Below are 16,279 nucleotides of genomic sequence, written 5' to 3' on the forward strand. Positions count from 1 at the left end.
CGGTGGCGGCCCCCCGGCGACCGGCCCAAGGTGGAGACGTGGATGTCGAGGAGACCATCGACGCGCTCTACGCCGGCCTGCCGGAGGAGTTCGTGGCGGCCCGCACCGAGCAGGCCGCCCGTGCGCGCAAGGCCGGCGACGCCGGCGCGGCGAAACGCATCGCCGCCCTGCCCCGGCCCACCCTGGCCGCCTGGGCGGCGAACCTGCTCGCGCACCGGGAACCGGAGCAGACCAGCCGGTTCCGTATGCTCGGCGAGGCGCTGCGCACCGCGCACCACACCCTGGACGCCGCCCGCCTGCGGGACCTCTCCCACCGCCAGCACACCGTCGTCGCCGCGCTCGCCGGCACCGCGGCGCGCCTCGCCGCCGAGGCCGGGCACCCGCTGACCCCACCCGTCCGGCAGCAGGTCGAACAGATCCTCCGCACCGTCCTCGCCGACGAGGCCGCCGCCGAGGTCTGGGCCTCGGGCCGGCTGTCCGAACCGCCCGCGGCCGCCGTGGACTTCCCGCCGGTGGCTCCCGACGCCCGGCCCCCCACGACACGCCGCGGGGACGATGCCGAGGCCGAGGCCGAGGCCGATGCCGAGGCGGGCGCGGCCTCGGACACGACCAAGGACGTGACCGAGGCCAAGACGGCGGCGCGGAAGCGGACGCGGAAGAAGGACCGGCCGGAGGACGAGGCGCGGACGGCCCGAGCCCAGGCCCAGGCCCGGGCGGAGCGGGCCCGGGCGGAGCGGGCCCTCGCCGGGGCACGCCGTACGGCCGACCGGGCCGACGCGGCCCTGGCCCGGGCCCGCGAAGCCGAAGCGGCGGCCCAGCGGCGTACGGCGACCCGGCGGGACGAAGCCGACCGGCTGCGGGAACGCCTGGCCGCGGCAGAGGAGGCCCTGTCGGCGGCGGAAGCCGAGGCGGCCGCCGCGTCCCGGGCACGCGAGTCCGCCGAGCGCACGGCACGACAGGCCGGGGAAGACCTGATCCGGGCGGAACGACAGGCGGCCGGCCCCGACGCGGACCGGTGAACGCGCCCGGCCGGCCTCGGCTCACTGGGCCGTGTGGAGCAGACGCACTCGCCTGCGCGGGGGCCCCGTGCTCGCGCCGCACGCGGTACGGCCGCCGCAGCGGTCAGAATGGGCCCGCTGTTCTCGTAGGCCGACACCAGAGGGAAGCCGCCGTGCTCGAACGCAAGCTGCGCAAGAACTCCACCGAGGTCACCTTCGTCCTGCCGGCGGACTTCCCGCCGGGCCCGGTCAGCGTCGTCGGGGACTTCAACGGCTGGACGCCCGGTACCCACCAGCTGAAAGCCGGCAAGAACGGTCTGCGGGCGGCCACGGTCAGCCTGGAGACCGGCCGGGCCTACGCGTTCCGCTACCTGGCGTCGGGGGACCACTGGTTCGACGACGAGCACGCCGACACCCACGACGGCCGCAACGGCCTCATCCACACCTGACCGTCCCGCCGTGGCCCCGGACGACGGACCCCCGTTCCCGCAGTGGCACCGGACCGGGCCGCCCCCCTCGGGGCGGCCCGGCAAGGGCCTGGCGGTCACCGCCCTGGTCCTGGGCATCGCCGCCTGCCTGCTCTTCTGGACCGTGCTCGGCGGGATCGTCCTGGGCCTGGCGGCCGTCGTCCTCGCCGTGCTCGCCGTGCGCGGCGTACGCAAGGGCCGCGCCGAAGGCCGCACGATGGCGATCACCGGAGCCGCGCTCGGCGTCCTCGGGCTCGTCGGCTCCGGCGTGATCCTCGCCCTGGGCCTCGCGTTCCTCGGCTCCGACACGGCGAAGACCTACAGGGAGTGCCTGGAGCGGGCGGACACCGCGGCGGAGCGGGCGAGTTGCGACCGCCGCTTCGAGCGGGACTTCGACCAGGACCTCCGCTGACTCCCGTGGGCCGCGGGTTCCCCCCGTCAGCGCAGGATCTCCAGCCGTGCCCTCTCGTCCGGCGTCGCGATGTCCCAGAACCGGGCGAAGCCGCGGGCGTTGCGGTAGACGCCCGTACCGCCGGTGACGGCCATGTCCAGGGGCCCCGCGCCCGGCGTCCACAACGACTGCATCGTCAGGGACCCCTGCTCGACCTCCATCGTGATCAGGCACTGTGACGTGCGTTCCTCGCCGTTCAGGTGGATGACCTGACAGGTGCCGCCCCCGCGTCCGACGCTTTGCCCGTCCTTGACGGCGGTGCCGGAGTAGACGTCCATGTCGCCCAGGCTCGGCCCCGCGGGGCCGAGGTCGACAGCCGTGTACTGATCGTTGCGGACCTTCAGTTCGAGTACCTCGACACGTCCCTTCGCCGGGGGGCCGGCATGAGCGCTGCCAACGGCAAGCGCCCCGACCGCGACCGCGGTGAGCGCCGCGGCGGCGGACCTCGTGAGGCCCGCCCGTACGCGCGGGCTCGGCCGTTCCCCCCGACGCGGGGGAGTGGAACTCGAACCTGTGGTCACCGTGCTGTCCATGCCGGATGCTCCTCTTCCGTGTTCAGGGTGGTCAGACGGTCTGGTTCTTGTCGGACGGGAGCCAGACCCGCATCGTGGCGGGGTCGACCGGGATCGAGACGTGTTCGTGCGTGATCGACCAACTCCCTTCCGAACGCCGGAGGCAGACGCTCTCCCGAACCCAGATGGACGCCTGGAGACCGCCCTTGCGCTCGCCGGAGTCCAGGTGGAGCATGTGCGCGAACGCGGTGTCCCCGCCTGCCGCGAGGGTGAGGTCGTGCGTCTCCAGGGTGATGGGCCCGGCGTAACCGTCGAACCAGCGCAGGAAGTTGCGGCGGATCTCGTCGGTACCCGTGAACCGCAGGGGCGGGACGGCGTCGTAGTAGACGGCGTCGGCGGCGTAGTACGACATGAGCCGGTCGATGTCCTTCGTCTGCTGGGCGTCCGCGCGGGCCGCCAGGAGCGCCCGGATCTCGGACTCGTGCGTGGTCATCGCGTACTCCTTCGGTCGTGACGTGTGTTCTGCCGGTACGACGAGACGGCACGGCGGAATGTGAGACGACCCCTTTCGGAAGTCACATTCCGGGGCGCTGTCCCGTCTTAGGGGTGAGAGATGACCCGACCGAGGGAGCCGCGAGACCATGACGACCAGTTCGACCGCGCCGCAGGGCGGCCGTTTCCACCCGACGCCCAACGCGGTCACCGGTGAACGCCGCAGGCTGACCGACCTCGCGTACCGGATGCTGGGGTCCCTGGTCGAGGCCGAGGACGTCGTCCAGGAGACCTACGCCCGCTGGTACGCGATGACCCCGCGGCAGCGGGAGGAGGTGGCGTCCCCCGGCGGGTGGCTGACCAGGGTCGCCGGCCGCATCTGCCTCGACGTGCTCCGGTCGGCGCGGGTGCGGCGGGAGCGCTACGTGGGGGAGTGGATCCCCGAACCGCTCCCCGCGCGGGCCGAGTGGCCCGCCGGCCCGGCGGACGGCAGTACCGCCGATCCGGCCGACCGCGTCACGCTCGACGAGTCGGTCAGCATGGCCTTCCTCGTCGTGCTGGAGGCGATGACCCCGGCGGAGCGAGTGGCGTTCGTACTCCACGACGTGTTCCGCTACCCCTTCGCCGAGGTGGCGGACATCGTCGGCCGCACCCCGGCGGCCTGTCGTCAGCTGGCCTCCTCGGCCCGGCGCCGCGTCGAGGCCGCGCGTACCCCGACGCCGGCGACAGCCGGACGGGCGCGCGTCGTGAGGGAGTTCAAGCTGGCATGGGAGGCCAAGGACATAGGGGCTCTCATCGGCCTGCTCGACGCCGACGCCACCGCCGTCGGGGACGGCGGCGGGGTCGCGACCGCGCTGCCCCACCCGGTCGAGGGCGCCGAGCGGATCGCGCGCTTCTTCGAGGGCCTGTCCCTCCCCGGCCGGCTGGTGCTCCGCGAGTGCACGGTCAACGGCCAGCCCGGCCTGGCGGCCCAACTGGACGGCTCCGTGCTGTCGGTGTACGCGTTCGACATCGCGGACGGGAGGATCCGCAGGATCTGGGCCGTACTCAACCCGGAGAAGCTCCGTCCGTGGAGGACGGCGGGCTGACGGCCGTCGCAGACCGGTCCTGGCCCAGACCGGAGACGTCGAAGACGGCCCGGGCGGCGGCCCCGTCGACGTGCTCGCGCAGCTGCCGGAGCGCGTCCGTCCCGGGGACGGGGCGGCCGTGCCCGGCCGAGAGGCGCAGGTCGGTGTCGAGGCGGTGCCACAGGGCGGGGTTGCGCACCAGCACGCCCGGGTCGATCTCCACCCGCCGGCCCCCGGCGTCCCGCAGGACGAGGCGCCGGGCCACCCCGTCGGACCAGCGCACGGACACCAGGGCGTCGGTGCGGACGGTGCGCTCGGTGAACAGCCCGCGGCTGGTGAGCCGCCCGGGGGCCGCCGAGACGAGGGGCGGCACCAGCACCACGAACACCACGCCGCCGAGGAGCGCCCAGAGGGCCGCGCGCTGCCAGGTCAGCATCCCGGCGGCCGCATCCGCCCCGGCCAGGGCCGCGCCCGCCAGCGCGGCCAGCGCCACTGCGGTCCGCCGTTCCCCGGCCTGGTGGGCGTCCGCGACGGCCGCGCGGGTGCGATCCGTGGCGGCCCCGCCGTGCCGGCCCGCGGGCCGGGGCATCCGTCGTCGCATGGGCCCGACGCTAGAGGGACGGGTCCCGGGGCCGCACCGCCCTGATGCGATGCTGACGACCCGTTGACGAAATCCTTGGCATCGCGCGGCACGCCCATGACGATCGGCCCGGCGGCGGGCGGCGGGCGGCGGGCGGCGGGCGGCTGGTGGCGGTGGCGGCGGTGGCGGCCGGGGAGGCGCTGGAAACCGGCCAATCACTTGACGTGCCCCTGACAGTTCAGCCCTGCTGTGCGACCCTCCCTCACGTCGGGTCCGCGCTGCTCCGCCAGACGGTCGCCGATCCGTCAGCACGAGCTCTCTCCCCCGGCCGGCGCGGTGCGCACAACCGCGGCGCGGCCCGGGCGCACTCCCGCGGGGCCCGCAGCGGCTCCGCATCACACCCCACAAGGACGTGGCAAGGAGGAGCGAAATGAAGCGCACATCCAGGATCTCCGGCACCACCGCACTGGTGGCCGCCGCCCTGCTCTGCGGCGGCACCGCCGTGGCGGCCGGCCCCGCCCCCACTGCCGGGCTGGTCGACGGGGTCATCGTCGTGGCCGGCAACACGTGCACCTGGACCAACGGCCGGACCAGCGCCAACCCGCCGTCGGCCCTGACCGTCGACCGCACCTCGATCAACCGCCCGGGCGGCAACCTGGCCTGCGGCGGCGGCATCACCGCGAGCCTGAACAACAACCCGGCCTTCACCTTCGACGACGCGGCCGGCACCGCCCGGACCGACCTCATCGACATCACCGGCCAGCAGAGCTTCATCTCCTGCCGCTACAAGGCCACCAACATCACCTGGAACCGTGAGGGGACCAGCCGCAAGTACGTCAACCAGGCGTTCACGGCGACCAAGAGCTCGGGCAGCTTCCTGTGTCCCGGCTCGGTCAGCACGCCCGCCGGGGGCGCCACCATGCTGTTCCACTGATTCCCGGCGGGCCGGAGCCCCGGCCGGGGGTGCCTGCCACCCCGGCCGGGGCTCCGTGCGCGCGGGCGACGGTCAGCGGTTGTCGCTCACGTCGTCCATCAGGTCGTCGTCGCGATCACGCATCATCTTGTCGTCGTCCCGGCCCTGCGGGGTCGAGCCGGACCGGTTCTGGCCGGGGTCCCGACCCTGCTGGCCCTTGCGCTGCGTGCTCGAACGCTGCTGCTCCTCGCGGCCCTTGCCGGGCTGCTGGCGCTTGTCCTGCATACCGCCCATGACGGTTCACACTCCTTGGTGACGTGACGGCGGGCACGGACTCCGTTGTCCGGCCCGCCCGGGACGACGCTGACACAGTCCGATGCGCCGCGCATCTTTTCGTCACACAGGGTCACCAACCGGGGGAGGCCCCCGGACCCCGGACGCGGGCGCCGCGCGGGAGCCGGGCGCCCACGGACGGCGGGATCACCCGTCGAGGGCGGCGTCCAGCATCCGCCGCGTGACGGCGGCCAGTTCGGCGGGATCGGGGGCGGGACGGCTGCGCGCCAGGGCGCCCGCCAGGCGGTCGAAGAGCAGCCCTTCCGTCCAGGCGACCAGGAGTTCGGCCGAGACGCGGGGCTCCTCGGCACCCAGCCCGGCCAGTACCGCCGCGGCCCGGTCGCGGAAACCCGCGCCGGCCCGGTGCAGTTCGAGGCCGAGCTCCGGGTTCCGGGCCGCCTCCAACGACAGCTCCCAGCGGGCGAGTTGGCGGGCCCTTCCATCGGTGAGCCAGCGGTGCAGCAGTGCCGCCAGGGCCGTGGCCGCCGCCTCGCGCCCGTCGAGGGCGGGCGGGCCCCCGGGGCCGGGCTCGAAGTCGGCCAGGTCGAGCTCGGCCAGCCGCTGGTAGCAGGCGCCGATGAGGGCCGTACGAGTGCGGAAGTAGTACGAGGTGCTGCCCGGCGGCAGTCCGGCGGCGGAGTCGACCGCCCGGTGGGTCAGTCCGCGCAGCCCGGCGGCGGCCACGGTGGCGATGGCGGTGTCGGCGATCAGGGTGCGGCGGTCGGCGCTGGACATGCCTCTCACTCTACAGATGTAGAGTGAGAGGCATGCGCCTCTACATCCGTAGAGGGAAGTGGACGACGGAGGAGCCGGCCATGACGAAAGGGCACGCGGTCATCGCGGGCGCGGGCATCGGGGGACTCACCGCGGCGGTGGCGCTGCACCGCGCGGGCTGGCGCGTCACGGTGTGCGAGAGGTCCGGCGGGCCGTCCGCGGCCGGTGCCGGGATCGTGCTCGCGCCCAACGCGCTGCGGGCCTTCGAGGCCATCGGCTTCGGCGACACCGCGTGGGCGGGGGAGGCCGTGCCCGCCGCGATGGGCGTCCGGCGGCCCGACGGGGGATGGCTGACCCGCGCCGACTCCGCCGCCATGACGGCCCGGTACGGCCGGCCGCCGCTCGCCGTGCACCGCGCCGCGCTGGCGGCGGCCCTGACCGCCGCGCTGCCCGCGGAGTGCGTCCGCTACGGAACCGAGGTGTCGGGCGTGGACGACCCGGAGCACGGGCCCGTCGTGCGCACGTCCCAGGGAGCGGTCCCCGCCGACGTGGTGATCGCCGCCGACGGCATCCACAGCCCGCTGCGCCGCCGGTTCTTCCCCGAGCACCCGGGGCTGCGCTACAGCGGCGAGACCGCCTGGCGCACGGTCGTACCGGGCCGCGGCCTGCACCTCCCGGCCGGCGAGACCTGGGGCCGGGGCGCGCGCTTCGGGGCGGTGCCGCTCGCCGACGGCCGGGTGTACGTGTACGCGACCGCCCGCGTGCCAGAGCGGAGCCGGTCCGCCGACGCCGTGGCGGAACTGGGCCGGCGCTTCGGACGCTGGCACGATCCCGTACCGGCGCTGCTGGACCGGATCGACCCGGCGGCGGTGCTCCAGCACGACCTGTACGAGCTGACGGCGCCGATGCCGCGCTACCACCTGGGCCGGATCGCCTGGGTGGGCGACGCGGCGCACGCGATGACCCCCAACCTGGGGCAGGGCGGGTGTCAGGCCGTCGAGGACGCGGTGGTCCTCGCGCACCTCCTCTCGGCGGCGCCGGACCTTGCGGGCGTCCCGGCCGCGCTCGGCCGGTACACCGACGCCCGGCACGGCCGCACCAGTGCGATCAAGGTCCGGGCGCGGCGGGCGGGGCGCGTCGCCGGGGCCACGCACCCGCTGGCTGTGGCGGCGCGGGACGCGGCGTTGCGCGCGGTTCCGGCTCGCGCCGCGCACCGCGCGATGGACTCCCTCTTCGCGGGCTTCCGCCTCCCGCCCGCCTAGCGCCCCGGGTCCTCGCCCGCGCCGGGGTGACGGCCGTCGCCGGCTCGCTGGCCCGGGGCTCCGCCTGGACTCGCGGGGCTCCGCCCCGCACCCGGCGCCTCAATCGCCGCGGCGAGGCTGGATGTGCCGGCCGGCGCCGGCCGGCGGGTCCGGACTTCCGTCGGCCTGATGGCCGCGGGGCGCCTCTGGGCCGGGCAAGTACTGGACTGACCAGTACTGCATAGAGTACTGTACCGTCCAGTTCCAGACCGAAGGGGAGTGGGTCCATGGAGAAGGTGTTCTCGTCCGACGGCACGGCCATCGCGTGCGAACGGCGTGGTGCGGGTCCCGCCGTGGTGCTCGTCGGCGGGGCCTTCATGACCAGGGGCGAGTCCGCGCCCCTCGCCGCGCTGCTCGCCGAGCGGTTCACCGTGACCACGTACGACCGGCGGGGCCGCGGAGACAGCGGCGACCACCCCGAGTACGACGTGCGGCGCGAGGTCGAGGACCTGGACGCGGTGATCGGGCACGCGGGCGGTGAGGCGATGGTCTTCGGGATGTCCTCCGGCGCCGTCCTCGCGCTGGAGGCGGCGGCTCGCGGCTGCGCCATCACCCGACTCGCCCTCTACGAACCGCCGTTCATCGTGGACGGCTCACGCCCGCCACTGCCCGCCGACTACGTCGCGCGACTGGAGGAGCTCGTCGGCCGCGGAGCCCGCGGCGACGCCGTCGCCTACTTCATGACCGCGGCCGTCGGCCTGCCGGCCGAAGCCGTCGCCGGGATGCGGCAGGCACCGTTCTGGGCCGGCCTCGAAGCGGTGGCGCACACCCTCTCCTACGACGGGAGGGTCATGGGCGGCACCATGTCCGGCAGGCCCCTGCCCGCCGACCGCTGGAAGCCGGTCACGGTTCCCGTACTCGTCGGGTGCGGCGACGCCGGCGCCCCGCACATGCTCAGCGGCGCCCGTGAACTCGCTTCCCTCGCCGACAACTTCACCCTGCACACCTTCCCCGGTCAGGACCACGAGATCGCTCCGGAGCGTCTCGCCCCTGCCCTGACCGCCTTCTTCACCGCCTGAGGAGACGCCGACATGACCGAACCGGTGAAGGGCCCCGCCAGCTACTTCCCGTCCATCGAGAAGAAGTACGGCCGGCCCGTCACGGAGTGGAAAGCACTCATCCGCTCCTCCCCGCTGACGAAGCACATGGAGCTCGTCACCTGGCTCAAGACGGAACACGGCCTCGGGCACGGCCACGCCAACGCCCTGGTCGCGCATACCCTCGCGGAGAACAGCCGCTGAACCGACCGGTATTGACCTCAAGTCAGGTCGAGCTTCTAGCGTCGTGCGCGACGAGGGGAGAACGACCATGACGACATTGGTCACCGGCGCCACCGGCAACACCGGCCGGCACGCCGTAGCGGAACTGGTCCGCCGCGGGGAACGGGTCCGCGCGCTGACCCGCGATCCGGCGGCAGCCGCCGGCCGGCTTCCCGCCGGGGTCGACCTGGTGGCCGGTACGCATACAGCGCCGCAGCACCTGGGCGGGGCCCTCGAAGGCGTCGACCGGCTGCACGTCACCGTGACGGCCGGACTCGCCGAAGTCGGCCCCGAACTGGTGCGGCGGGCAGTGGCGGCCGGCGTCCGGCGCATCACCGTGCTCTGGGGCGGCTGGGTCGGACCGGTGGAGCGGGCGGTGGCGGAGTCGGGCGTGGAGTGGACGCGCCTGGAACCGCAGGAGTTCATGTCCAACACGCTGACCTGGGCCGACTCGATCCGCTCCGAGGGCGTCGTACGCGAGCCGTACGACTTCCCGAGCGCGCTCGTCCACGAGGCGGACATCGCGGCGGTGGCGGCGGCCGCATTGCTGGACGAGGGCCACGCGGGCCGGGCGTACAACCTCACCGGTCCCGAACCGCTGACCCCCAGCCAGCGGATCGCCGTGCTCTCCCGCCTGGCCGGCCGTGACATCGCCTTCGTCCGGATCACCCACGAACAAGCCGTCGACCGCCTGATGGCCACCGGCGTGGCCCGGGCCGACGCGGAGTACGTCGTCGGCTGGTACGCGAAGCCCACCGCCGACTCCACCACGGTCGACGACACCGTCGAACGCGTCACCGGCCGCCCCGCCCGGACGTTCCCCGACTGGGCGGCCGAACACGCGGAGCGCTTCCGAACCCCGTGAACAGGCCCGTCAGAGCCCGTGCCGGGCGGGGCTCACCAGCCCCGACTCGTATGCGAAGACGACCAGTTGGGCGCGGTCACGGGCGCCGAGCTTGGTCATCGCCCGGTTGACGTGCGTCTTCGCCGTCAGCGGGCTGATCACCATGCGGGCGGCGATCTCGTCGTTGGAGATACCCTGCGCGACCAGGGTCACGGCCTCGCGCTCACGGTTCGTCAGTTCCCCGAGTCGGGAACGGGATCCGGCCCCCGGGGCGGGCGGTCGGGCGACGTACCGGTCGATCAGCCGCCGTGTGATCGACGGCGCGAGCAGCGCGTCGCCGCGCGCCGCCACGCGCACCGAATGCAGGAAGTCCTCCGGGTGCACGTCCTTGACGAGGAACCCCGCCGCCCCCGCGCGGAGCGCCTCGAAGACGTACTCGTCCAACCCGTAGTTGGTGAGGATGACCACGTGCACCCCGGACAGGGCCGGGTCGGCGGCGATGCGCCGCGTCGCCTCGATGCCGTCGACACCCGGCATCTGTACGTCGACCATCGCGATGTCGGGCAGGAGCTCCGCCGCCAGCGCGACCCCCTGACCGCCGTCCGCCGCCTCGCCCACCACCTCGATGTCCTCCTCCATGTCGAGGAGGGCGCGGAACGCGCTGCGGATCAGCGGCTGGTCGTCGACCAGCAGGACGCGGATCACCGGACCCCCTCCGGGTTCACGGGCAGTTCCGCGCGTACGGTGAAACCGCCCTCGGCGCGCGGCGCCGCCCGCAGGCGGCCGCCCAGGGCGGTGACCCGCTCGCGCATCCCGAGCAGCCCGACCCCCGGCCCGGCAGCCGCCGGGCCGGCGGATCCGTCATCGTCGACCTGCACAACCACTCCGTCGGGGCGGTAGTCGATCCGGACGGAAGCCGTCGAGGCGGCCGCGTGGCGCGCGACGTTGGTCAGCGACTCCTGCACGATCCGGTACGCGGTCCGGTCCACCGCGGCCGATACGTCGCGCCGCTGCCCGCCGACCGTCAACCTGGCGTCCAGGCCGTTGCCGCGGGCCCGTTCCACCAGCGCGGGGACGTGGTCGAGCCCGTGCGGCGGGGGCCCCGCCTCGTCGCGCAGGGCCTCGAGGGTCGCCCGCAACTCCCGGGACGCCTCCCGTCCGGCCTCCCGGATGGCCAGCAGCGCCTCCGGCACCGGCTCACCCCGCTTCCGGGCCAGGTGCACGGCGACCTCGGCCTGCACCTTGACGACGGAGATCTGATGGGTCAACGAATCGTGCAACTCCCGTGCGATGTGTAGCCGTTCCTCGTCGGCGCGACGCCGCGCCGTCTCCTCCCGGGTGCGCTCGGCCTCGTCCGCCCGGCGCTCGGCCTGACGCAGCGCCTCACCGGCCGCCCCGGCCGCGACCAGCCAGGCCAGCTGCAGTACGTCCCGCGTCCTGGCGAACGCCTCACCGACGGCCCACTCCTGGGGCGCGGCGAGCAGCGCGAGCGGCACGAGGGCCACCAGCATCAGCACCGACACCACCACGGTCACCGCACGGTGCCCCGCGCGTACGGCCGCGTACACGGCGAACAGGTAGGCGACCGCCGGTACGTCGAGCCCGAGCGCCTGCTGCCCCAGCGCGCACGCCCCGGTCACGGCCAGCACGACCACCGGAGCCAGACGGGCCGCGACCAGGGCCAGTCCGCCGGCCGCCAGCAGCACGTGACCCAGCGGATCCGCGTAAGAGTGATCGCCCGACAGCCCGGCGAACAGCAGGGCCGCCGCCGTGCCGACGGCGACCGCCCCGTCCCGGACCCCGACCCGTCGCTCTCCCATGGCCCGCACCCTAACCGGGGCCGTCATCCGTGGACGTCCTGCGCCCGGATGAGGACGGCTACCGCAGTCGTGGTACCGCCCCGGCACCCTGCCGCGTCCGCAGCACCCCGAACTGCCCACGCCCGCAGGACGCCCCACCCGACCCCACCCGGCCAGAATCCCTGACAACCGTCCACCACCCGAGGAGACTTCCATGCCCACCCGCCACCGCCACGCCACCGCCGCCCTCCTGGCCGTCCTCTTCACGCTCGCCGCACCGGGAACGGCGCATGCCGCCGGCGGCGTCACCGACATGAGCGCGGGCCGTTTCGGCGCCGCCGTGGGCGCCTTCCTGGGGGTGGCCGGTGTGGCCGCCGGGTGGCGGGCCCTCGTCGGCGCGGGACGGGTCCCGCCCGTCGCGGCCATCGCCGCCGGGGCGGCCGGAGTGGCCCTGGGCCTGCTGGTCGTTGCCACCTCCCGGGGCGGCCTCGGCACCGGCAACGGCCTGGGCGGTGCCTACGTGGCCGTACTGCTGGGCCTGGCCGCCACCGCCCTGGGCGCCCGCGCCCGCACCAAGCGCACCGGCGCGACCACCGCGACGGCACACCCCGGACGACGGCGGTAGGGGGGCGGGGGCGGAGGGTGGGGGTGTCCGGGACGTGAGGCGTGAGGTGTGGCGCGACCCCGAACCACGGGCCGGGTTCCGAGCTCCGAGCCGTAAACCGTGCAGTCCCGGACACCCCCGCCCGGAGCCCCCGGCCCCCGGACCCACCACCGCCGCGGCCACCGGCGCCCTCCGCGGCTGACCACCCGCGCGGCCGTCATCCGCCCGGCCCCGCAGCGGATGCCGAGCCGCGCGGCCCGGTCCAGGCTGCGGTCAGGAGCCGACCACCGACCCGCCCCGCCCGCGCACACCGCACGCGCCGACCGCCCCACCGCACCGCCCGCCGCACAGACGAGGACCGAGCCACATGCCCCACCACCGGCGCATCGCCGCCACCACCGGCGCGACCCTGCTGCTGCTCGCCGCCACCGCCTGCTCGGCCGACCGGACCACCGTGGGTCCGCTCAGCTTCCGCGCCCACGACTCGCCGATCGAGGTCACCTACAACAGCACCTCCGTCAACGGCTGCCACCGCATCGGCCTGCCGCGCGGCGCGGCCCACGTCGAGAACAACACCCTCGTCGACGTGATCCTCTACCGGACGCGTGACTGCCGGAAGCTCGACAAGCAGGACGGCACCTACATCCCCACCGAGACCTCGAACGTCACGGCACCCCACACCCTCCCCTGGCGCAGCTTCAGCGTGGTCCACTGACCCGCCGACGCCGACGCCGACGCCGTGCCGCCGCGCGGACCCGCCGTACCGCGCCGGCCGCCGTGAGCAGCCACACCGCCACCGCCGCCCCCAGCAGCACCGTCCCGGCCCCGCGCAGCCACCCCACCCCGGTGACGGCCGCCACGGACGTGGTCGCGACCGCCGCCACGCCCACCGGGAAGGCCGTCGCCCAGCGCCGGACGTCGTAGCGCGGCCGGGGCCACCGCACCTCGGCCGCGGCCAGGGCCGCGCACCCGCCCAGCCCCAGGCCCAGCAGTACGAGCGCGGTCGTACGCAGGGCCGTGTGCGCGGCGCCCGTCCACAGCGGGGACCCGGCGAGCGTCGACGCGGCCAGAGCGGAGATGCACAGGGCGCCCCCGGCCACCCACTGGTCGCCCGCACCCCGCGCGACCTCCCGGAAGTCGAACCGCGCGAGCGCGTCCGCGTACGCCAGCAGCCCGAGGCAGAACGCCGCCAGGGCCACCCGCTCCAGCCAGGGCCGGCCCGTCGCCGCGCCCAGGTCGGCGGCCAGCACGGCGGGGCACTGCACCGCCACGCACAGCAGGAACACCGCCCCGGGTGCCCGCCGCACGCGGTGCCGTACCGCCGTGTACATCAGCCAGGGCCAGCACAGGGCCACCACCAGCAGCATGAAGGCCGCCGCGTCCTGCCGCCCGGCGGTGGACAGCCGTACGCCCAGCACCCCGGTGGCGGCGATCGCGGTCAGTGCCGCCGGGGTGCCGGCCTCCCGCACGAACCGCGGGCGGTCGCCGAACAGGCGCGTGAGGAAGTCGGCCGCCAGCACCGCCCATGCCACGGCCGCCAGGGCGAACGCCCCGGCCGAGGCCGACGGCGCCCCGGCCTGGCCCAGGCCGACGGACAGCACCGCCGTGGCCATCACCGCCGCCCCGGCGGCCGGCGGGAGTTCCGCCCACCAGTGCCCCCGCCACAACGGGTCGGTCATGCGTCCCGTCCCGCCGCGCGGAGGAGGAGCAGGGCCATGTCGTCGGTGTGGGCGGTGGCGTCCCGGGCGTGCCGGATGATCCCGTCAGCAAGCCCGTCCAGCCCCCCGGCCCCCGCACCCGATCCCGTCCCCGCCAGGTACCGCGCCAGTTCCGCCGTCGACTCGTCGATGTCCATGCCCGGGTCCTCGACGAGCCCGTCGGTGTAGAGGGCGAGGACCGCGCCGGGCGGCAGCGCGAGTTCGGTGGTGGGGTAGTCCACGTCCGGTTCGATGCCGAGGAGCAGTCCGGGCGGGACCCGGAGGACCTCGGCCCGCCCGCCGGGCCGGTGCAGCAGCGGCGGGGGGTGCCCCGCGCTGGCGATCCGCACCAGCCCCCGCTCCAGGTCGAGTTCGGCGATCAGGCAGCTGGTGAACAGGCCCGGGTCGAGGTCGGCCAGCAGCCGGTTGGTACGGGCCAGGATGTCGCCGGGGGACGCGCCCGCCGTGGCGTGTGCGTGGACGGCGGTGCGGACCTGTCCCATCAGCGCGGCGGCGGTGGTGTTGTGGCCCTGCACGTCCCCGATGACGGCGACGGCGGTGCCGGGCGCGGGGCGGATGAGGTCGTAGAAGTCCCCGCCGATGTCCATGCCGTGCCCGGCGGGCAGGTAGCGCGCGGCCACCCCGAGGCCGGGTACCGACGGCAGGACGCGGGGCAGCAGACCGGTCTGGAGGGTGCGGGCGAGGGTGTGCTTGACGTCGTAGAGCCGGGCCCGGTCCAGCGCCTGGGCGATCAGCCCGGCCAGCGAGGTCAGCATGGCGCGTTCGGCCGGGGGGAAGGACCGGGGCCGGTCGTAGGAGAGGACGAGGGAGCCCACCTGGCGGCCGGAGGCCGTCAGCGGCAGGAACGCCCAGGCCTGCCGGTCCGCGTGGCGCGGGGCGCCCGGGTAGGCGCGCTCGAACTGCTCGTACGTCGGGTAGAAGACGGGCGTGCCGGTGGCCACCACCTGGGCGTTGGTGACGTCGGCGGACAGCGGCGTGCCGTCGTGGCGTGCCACGAAGTCCCGGTCGTAGCCGCGGTGCCCGACGATCCGCAGCCGTCCCTCGTCCACGGTCATCAGGACCATGCCCTGGGGGCCGAAGGCGGGCACGATCTGACCCGCGACCAGCTCCGCCACGTCGTGCACGCCGACCGCTTCGGCGAGTGCCGCGGCGAGGTGCGTCAGCTGGTAGAGGGCCATGGCGCCGACGGGCTCAGCGGGGTGCGGAGCCGGCGGCACGGGCGCGTCGGGGGCCTGCTGGGTACCGTCGGCGGGCGAGATGTGGACGCTGACGCCGCCCGCGTCGGGGTAGAGCCGGAAGGACAGCCAGGTGTCCGGCGGCCGCAGGGCGGTGAAGGCGGTGGGCTGGCGGGAGACCACCGCAGCACGGTAGCGGTCCTCGGGCACCGGTTCGTGCAGCCACGGCAGCGCCTCCCACGGACGTTGCCCCAGCAGGACGGCCGCACCGGCGCCGACCAGCCGGGCGCCCGCGGCGTTGAGGAAGGTGATCCGGCCTTCGGGGTCCAGGGCGCAGCAGCCCACGGGCAGCCGTTCCGCGAACGCGTGGGCGGCCGCGGCCAGCCCCGGGTCGGCCTGCGGTGGATCCGGCGGGGGGACCAGCCGGGGTTCCCCGCGGAGCAGCGCATGTCCGCCGCCTTCGGCCTGCCGGAGGAGGGGGCCGGCCCGCCGGCAGAACCCGTCGAGCGCCTCGCGTTCGTGCCCGCCGAGGTCGGGCGGGTGCCAGATCGGCCACAGCAGGACGATGCCGCCCCGTACGGTCGCCCCGTCGATGACGGGCGCGGCGGCGAGCATGAACTCGTACGGCAGCATGATCCCCAGCCGGGGGTAGCGGCGGGCGACCTCCTCCTGGCCGCCGCCCAGCCAGACCAGCCTCCGCCCGCGCACCGCGTCGGCCACCGGGATGGGCGCGTCGGCCGGGATCCGGTACCACGGGGCGGCGATCTGCCGGGACACGCCCGCCAGCCCGACCAGTTGCAGCGCGTGCTCCTCCGCGACCCGCAGGTACACCAGGGCCAGCGATGCTCCGGTCTCCCGCATGACCTCGGCGAGGGCGGCGTCCAGCCGCTCGCCGGCGGGGCCGCCGCCGGGGGGCCCGCCGGCCGGGGGCGGCATGCCGTTCACCCGTCCGGCCGGGGCGGCGGCGGGCCGTACCGGTGGTCGCGGCCCGGCGGCATCGGCTGGGGAGCCGCGCACCGGATCTGGCGGACGTCGCTCATATTCGGACGATA

The 16,279-nt window shown here is 75.3% G+C and carries 20 protein-coding genes; 11 read left to right on the forward strand and 9 right to left on the reverse strand.

The genetic code is table 11. The annotated features are described in order from the left end of the window. Positions 1 to 38: 38 nt before the first annotated feature. The 3 genes from ACFY61_RS14605 to ACFY61_RS14615 all read left to right on the forward strand — a co-directional run bounded on the left by ACFY61_RS14605 (position 39) and on the right by ACFY61_RS14615 (position 1,877). Positions 39 to 1,019, forward strand: a complete 981-nt coding sequence (locus ACFY61_RS14605) for a hypothetical protein (RefSeq protein ID WP_389471498.1) — start codon at positions 39 to 41, stop codon at positions 1,017 to 1,019. Positions 1,020 to 1,171: 152 nt separating this feature from the next. Continuing rightward, positions 1,172 to 1,447, forward strand: coding sequence for an isoamylase early set domain-containing protein (locus ACFY61_RS14610; RefSeq protein ID WP_389471499.1), 276 nt, complete (start codon positions 1,172 to 1,174; stop codon positions 1,445 to 1,447). Between the two features lie 10 nt (positions 1,448 to 1,457). Continuing rightward, positions 1,458 to 1,877, forward strand: coding sequence for a DUF4190 domain-containing protein (locus ACFY61_RS14615; protein ID WP_389471502.1), 420 nt, complete (start codon positions 1,458 to 1,460; stop codon positions 1,875 to 1,877). 26 nt (positions 1,878 to 1,903) lie between these two features. On the opposite strand, the gene ACFY61_RS14620 is transcribed toward ACFY61_RS14615, so the two are convergent. Then, positions 1,904 to 2,449, reverse strand: coding sequence for a hypothetical protein (locus tag ACFY61_RS14620; protein ID WP_389471504.1), 546 nt, complete (start codon positions 2,447 to 2,449; stop codon positions 1,904 to 1,906). A gap of 31 nt (positions 2,450 to 2,480) precedes the next feature. Continuing rightward, complete coding sequence (locus ACFY61_RS14625) at positions 2,481 to 2,921, reverse strand: YybH family protein (RefSeq protein ID WP_389471506.1); 441 nt, start codon at positions 2,919 to 2,921, stop codon at positions 2,481 to 2,483. 148 nt (positions 2,922 to 3,069) lie between these two features. Here ACFY61_RS14625 and sigJ point away from each other — a divergent pair, with 148 nt between their 5' ends. Further along, the gene (sigJ, locus tag ACFY61_RS14630) at positions 3,070 to 4,008 is read left to right on the forward strand and encodes an RNA polymerase sigma factor SigJ (RefSeq protein WP_389471509.1); all 939 of its coding nucleotides are present in this window, start codon (positions 3,070 to 3,072) and stop codon (positions 4,006 to 4,008) included. On the opposite strand, the gene ACFY61_RS14635 is transcribed toward sigJ, so the two are convergent. Further along, the gene (locus ACFY61_RS14635) at positions 3,968 to 4,588 is read right to left on the reverse strand and encodes a hypothetical protein (RefSeq protein ID WP_389471512.1); all 621 of its coding nucleotides are present in this window, start codon (positions 4,586 to 4,588) and stop codon (positions 3,968 to 3,970) included. The two genes, sigJ and ACFY61_RS14635, sit on opposite strands and share 41 nt — an antisense overlap. Before the next feature lie 409 nt (positions 4,589 to 4,997). On the opposite strand from ACFY61_RS14635, the gene ACFY61_RS14640 reads away from it, so the two are divergent. Next, complete coding sequence (locus ACFY61_RS14640) at positions 4,998 to 5,501, forward strand: hypothetical protein (RefSeq protein WP_389471514.1); 504 nt, start codon at positions 4,998 to 5,000, stop codon at positions 5,499 to 5,501. A 72-nt stretch (positions 5,502 to 5,573) separates the two neighbouring features. Here the strand turns inward: ACFY61_RS14640 and ACFY61_RS14645 are convergent, their stop codons facing one another. Together ACFY61_RS14645 and ACFY61_RS14650 are read right to left on the reverse strand one after the other, a co-directional pair. Further along, entirely contained in the window at positions 5,574 to 5,774 is a 201-nt protein-coding gene (locus tag ACFY61_RS14645; protein WP_389471516.1) for a hypothetical protein, read from the reverse strand. 186 nt (positions 5,775 to 5,960) lie between these two features. Then, on the reverse strand, positions 5,961 to 6,548 hold the full coding sequence (locus tag ACFY61_RS14650) for a TetR/AcrR family transcriptional regulator (RefSeq protein ID WP_389471518.1): 588 nt from the start codon (positions 6,546 to 6,548) through the stop codon (positions 5,961 to 5,963). Positions 6,549 to 6,628: 80 nt separating this feature from the next. Between ACFY61_RS14650 and ACFY61_RS14655 the strand changes: the two genes are divergently transcribed. The 4 genes from ACFY61_RS14655 to ACFY61_RS14670 all read left to right on the forward strand — a co-directional run bounded on the left by ACFY61_RS14655 (position 6,629) and on the right by ACFY61_RS14670 (position 9,952). Continuing rightward, complete coding sequence (locus ACFY61_RS14655) at positions 6,629 to 7,789, forward strand: FAD-dependent monooxygenase (protein ID WP_389471519.1); 1,161 nt, start codon at positions 6,629 to 6,631, stop codon at positions 7,787 to 7,789. Positions 7,790 to 8,055: 266 nt separating this feature from the next. After that, positions 8,056 to 8,847, forward strand: coding sequence for an alpha/beta fold hydrolase (locus tag ACFY61_RS14660; protein WP_389471522.1), 792 nt, complete (start codon positions 8,056 to 8,058; stop codon positions 8,845 to 8,847). Positions 8,848 to 8,859: 12 nt separating this feature from the next. Beyond that, entirely contained in the window at positions 8,860 to 9,069 is a 210-nt protein-coding gene (locus ACFY61_RS14665; RefSeq protein WP_389471525.1) for a DUF4287 domain-containing protein, read from the forward strand. Positions 9,070 to 9,136: 67 nt separating this feature from the next. Then, a complete protein-coding gene (locus ACFY61_RS14670) occupies positions 9,137 to 9,952 on the forward strand; it encodes an NmrA family NAD(P)-binding protein (protein ID WP_389471528.1) in 816 nt (271 codons plus the stop codon). Positions 9,953 to 9,961: 9 nt separating this feature from the next. Here ACFY61_RS14670 and ACFY61_RS14675 read toward each other — a convergent pair whose 3' ends face one another. Together ACFY61_RS14675 and ACFY61_RS14680 are read right to left on the reverse strand one after the other, a co-directional pair. After that, entirely contained in the window at positions 9,962 to 10,636 is a 675-nt protein-coding gene (locus tag ACFY61_RS14675) for a response regulator (protein ID WP_389471529.1), read from the reverse strand. Next, positions 10,633 to 11,751, reverse strand: coding sequence for a sensor histidine kinase (locus ACFY61_RS14680; RefSeq protein ID WP_389471530.1), 1,119 nt, complete (start codon positions 11,749 to 11,751; stop codon positions 10,633 to 10,635). Before ACFY61_RS14680 ends, ACFY61_RS14675 begins: the two co-directional genes overlap by 4 nt. A gap of 193 nt (positions 11,752 to 11,944) precedes the next feature. Between ACFY61_RS14680 and ACFY61_RS14685 the strand changes: the two genes are divergently transcribed. Both ACFY61_RS14685 and ACFY61_RS14690 read left to right on the forward strand, forming a co-directional pair. Beyond that, on the forward strand, positions 11,945 to 12,355 hold the full coding sequence (locus tag ACFY61_RS14685; protein ID WP_389471532.1) for a DUF6223 family protein: 411 nt from the start codon (positions 11,945 to 11,947) through the stop codon (positions 12,353 to 12,355). A gap of 346 nt (positions 12,356 to 12,701) precedes the next feature. Continuing rightward, positions 12,702 to 13,049 carry a hypothetical protein gene (locus ACFY61_RS14690; protein WP_389471535.1) on the forward strand — a complete coding sequence of 116 codons (348 nt, stop codon included), beginning with the start codon at positions 12,702 to 12,704 and terminating at the stop codon, positions 13,047 to 13,049. Here ACFY61_RS14690 and ACFY61_RS14695 read toward each other — a convergent pair. Continuing rightward, positions 13,033 to 14,013, reverse strand: a complete 981-nt coding sequence (locus ACFY61_RS14695) for a hypothetical protein (protein ID WP_389471538.1) — start codon at positions 14,011 to 14,013, stop codon at positions 13,033 to 13,035. The two genes, ACFY61_RS14690 and ACFY61_RS14695, sit on opposite strands and share 17 nt — an antisense overlap. Continuing rightward, positions 14,010 to 16,163 (reverse strand): SpoIIE family protein phosphatase, encoded by a 2,154-nt coding sequence (locus ACFY61_RS14700; protein WP_389471541.1) that lies wholly within the window; start codon positions 16,161 to 16,163, stop codon positions 14,010 to 14,012. The genes ACFY61_RS14695 and ACFY61_RS14700 overlap by 4 nt, the downstream gene beginning before the upstream one ends. Positions 16,164 to 16,279: the final 116 nt, after the last annotated feature.

Origin of the sequence: Streptomyces sp. NPDC012888 (assembly GCF_042900645.1) — a bacterium.
Lineage (GTDB): Bacteria > Actinomycetota > Actinomycetes > Streptomycetales > Streptomycetaceae > Streptomyces.

Bases quoted from the DNA above. Each gene is read 5' to 3' on its own strand.
- ACFY61_RS14620 (WP_389471504.1), bottom strand. From the start codon at position 2,449: ATGGACAGCACGGTGACCACAGGTTCGAGTTCCACTCCCCCGCGTCGG.
- ACFY61_RS14625 (WP_389471506.1), bottom strand. From the start codon at position 2,921: ATGACCACGCACGAGTCCGAGATCCGGGCGCTCCTGGCGGCCCGCGCG.
- sigJ (WP_389471509.1), top strand. From the start codon at position 3,070: ATGACGACCAGTTCGACCGCGCCGCAGGGCGGCCGTTTCCACCCGACG.
- ACFY61_RS14635 (WP_389471512.1), bottom strand. From the start codon at position 4,588: ATGCGACGACGGATGCCCCGGCCCGCGGGCCGGCACGGCGGGGCCGCC.
- ACFY61_RS14640 (WP_389471514.1), top strand. From the start codon at position 4,998: ATGAAGCGCACATCCAGGATCTCCGGCACCACCGCACTGGTGGCCGCC.
- ACFY61_RS14645 (WP_389471516.1), bottom strand. From the start codon at position 5,774: ATGGGCGGTATGCAGGACAAGCGCCAGCAGCCCGGCAAGGGCCGCGAG.
- ACFY61_RS14650 (WP_389471518.1), bottom strand. From the start codon at position 6,548: ATGTCCAGCGCCGACCGCCGCACCCTGATCGCCGACACCGCCATCGCC.
- ACFY61_RS14655 (WP_389471519.1), top strand. From the start codon at position 6,629: ATGACGAAAGGGCACGCGGTCATCGCGGGCGCGGGCATCGGGGGACTC.
- ACFY61_RS14660 (WP_389471522.1), top strand. From the start codon at position 8,056: ATGGAGAAGGTGTTCTCGTCCGACGGCACGGCCATCGCGTGCGAACGG.
- ACFY61_RS14665 (WP_389471525.1), top strand. From the start codon at position 8,860: ATGACCGAACCGGTGAAGGGCCCCGCCAGCTACTTCCCGTCCATCGAG.
- ACFY61_RS14670 (WP_389471528.1), top strand. From the start codon at position 9,137: ATGACGACATTGGTCACCGGCGCCACCGGCAACACCGGCCGGCACGCC.
- ACFY61_RS14680 (WP_389471530.1), bottom strand. From the start codon at position 11,751: ATGGGAGAGCGACGGGTCGGGGTCCGGGACGGGGCGGTCGCCGTCGGC.
- ACFY61_RS14685 (WP_389471532.1), top strand. From the start codon at position 11,945: ATGCCCACCCGCCACCGCCACGCCACCGCCGCCCTCCTGGCCGTCCTC.
- ACFY61_RS14690 (WP_389471535.1), top strand. From the start codon at position 12,702: ATGCCCCACCACCGGCGCATCGCCGCCACCACCGGCGCGACCCTGCTG.
- ACFY61_RS14695 (WP_389471538.1), bottom strand. From the start codon at position 14,013: ATGACCGACCCGTTGTGGCGGGGGCACTGGTGGGCGGAACTCCCGCCG.
- ACFY61_RS14700 (WP_389471541.1), bottom strand. From the start codon at position 16,163: ATGCCGCCCCCGGCCGGCGGGCCCCCCGGCGGCGGCCCCGCCGGCGAG.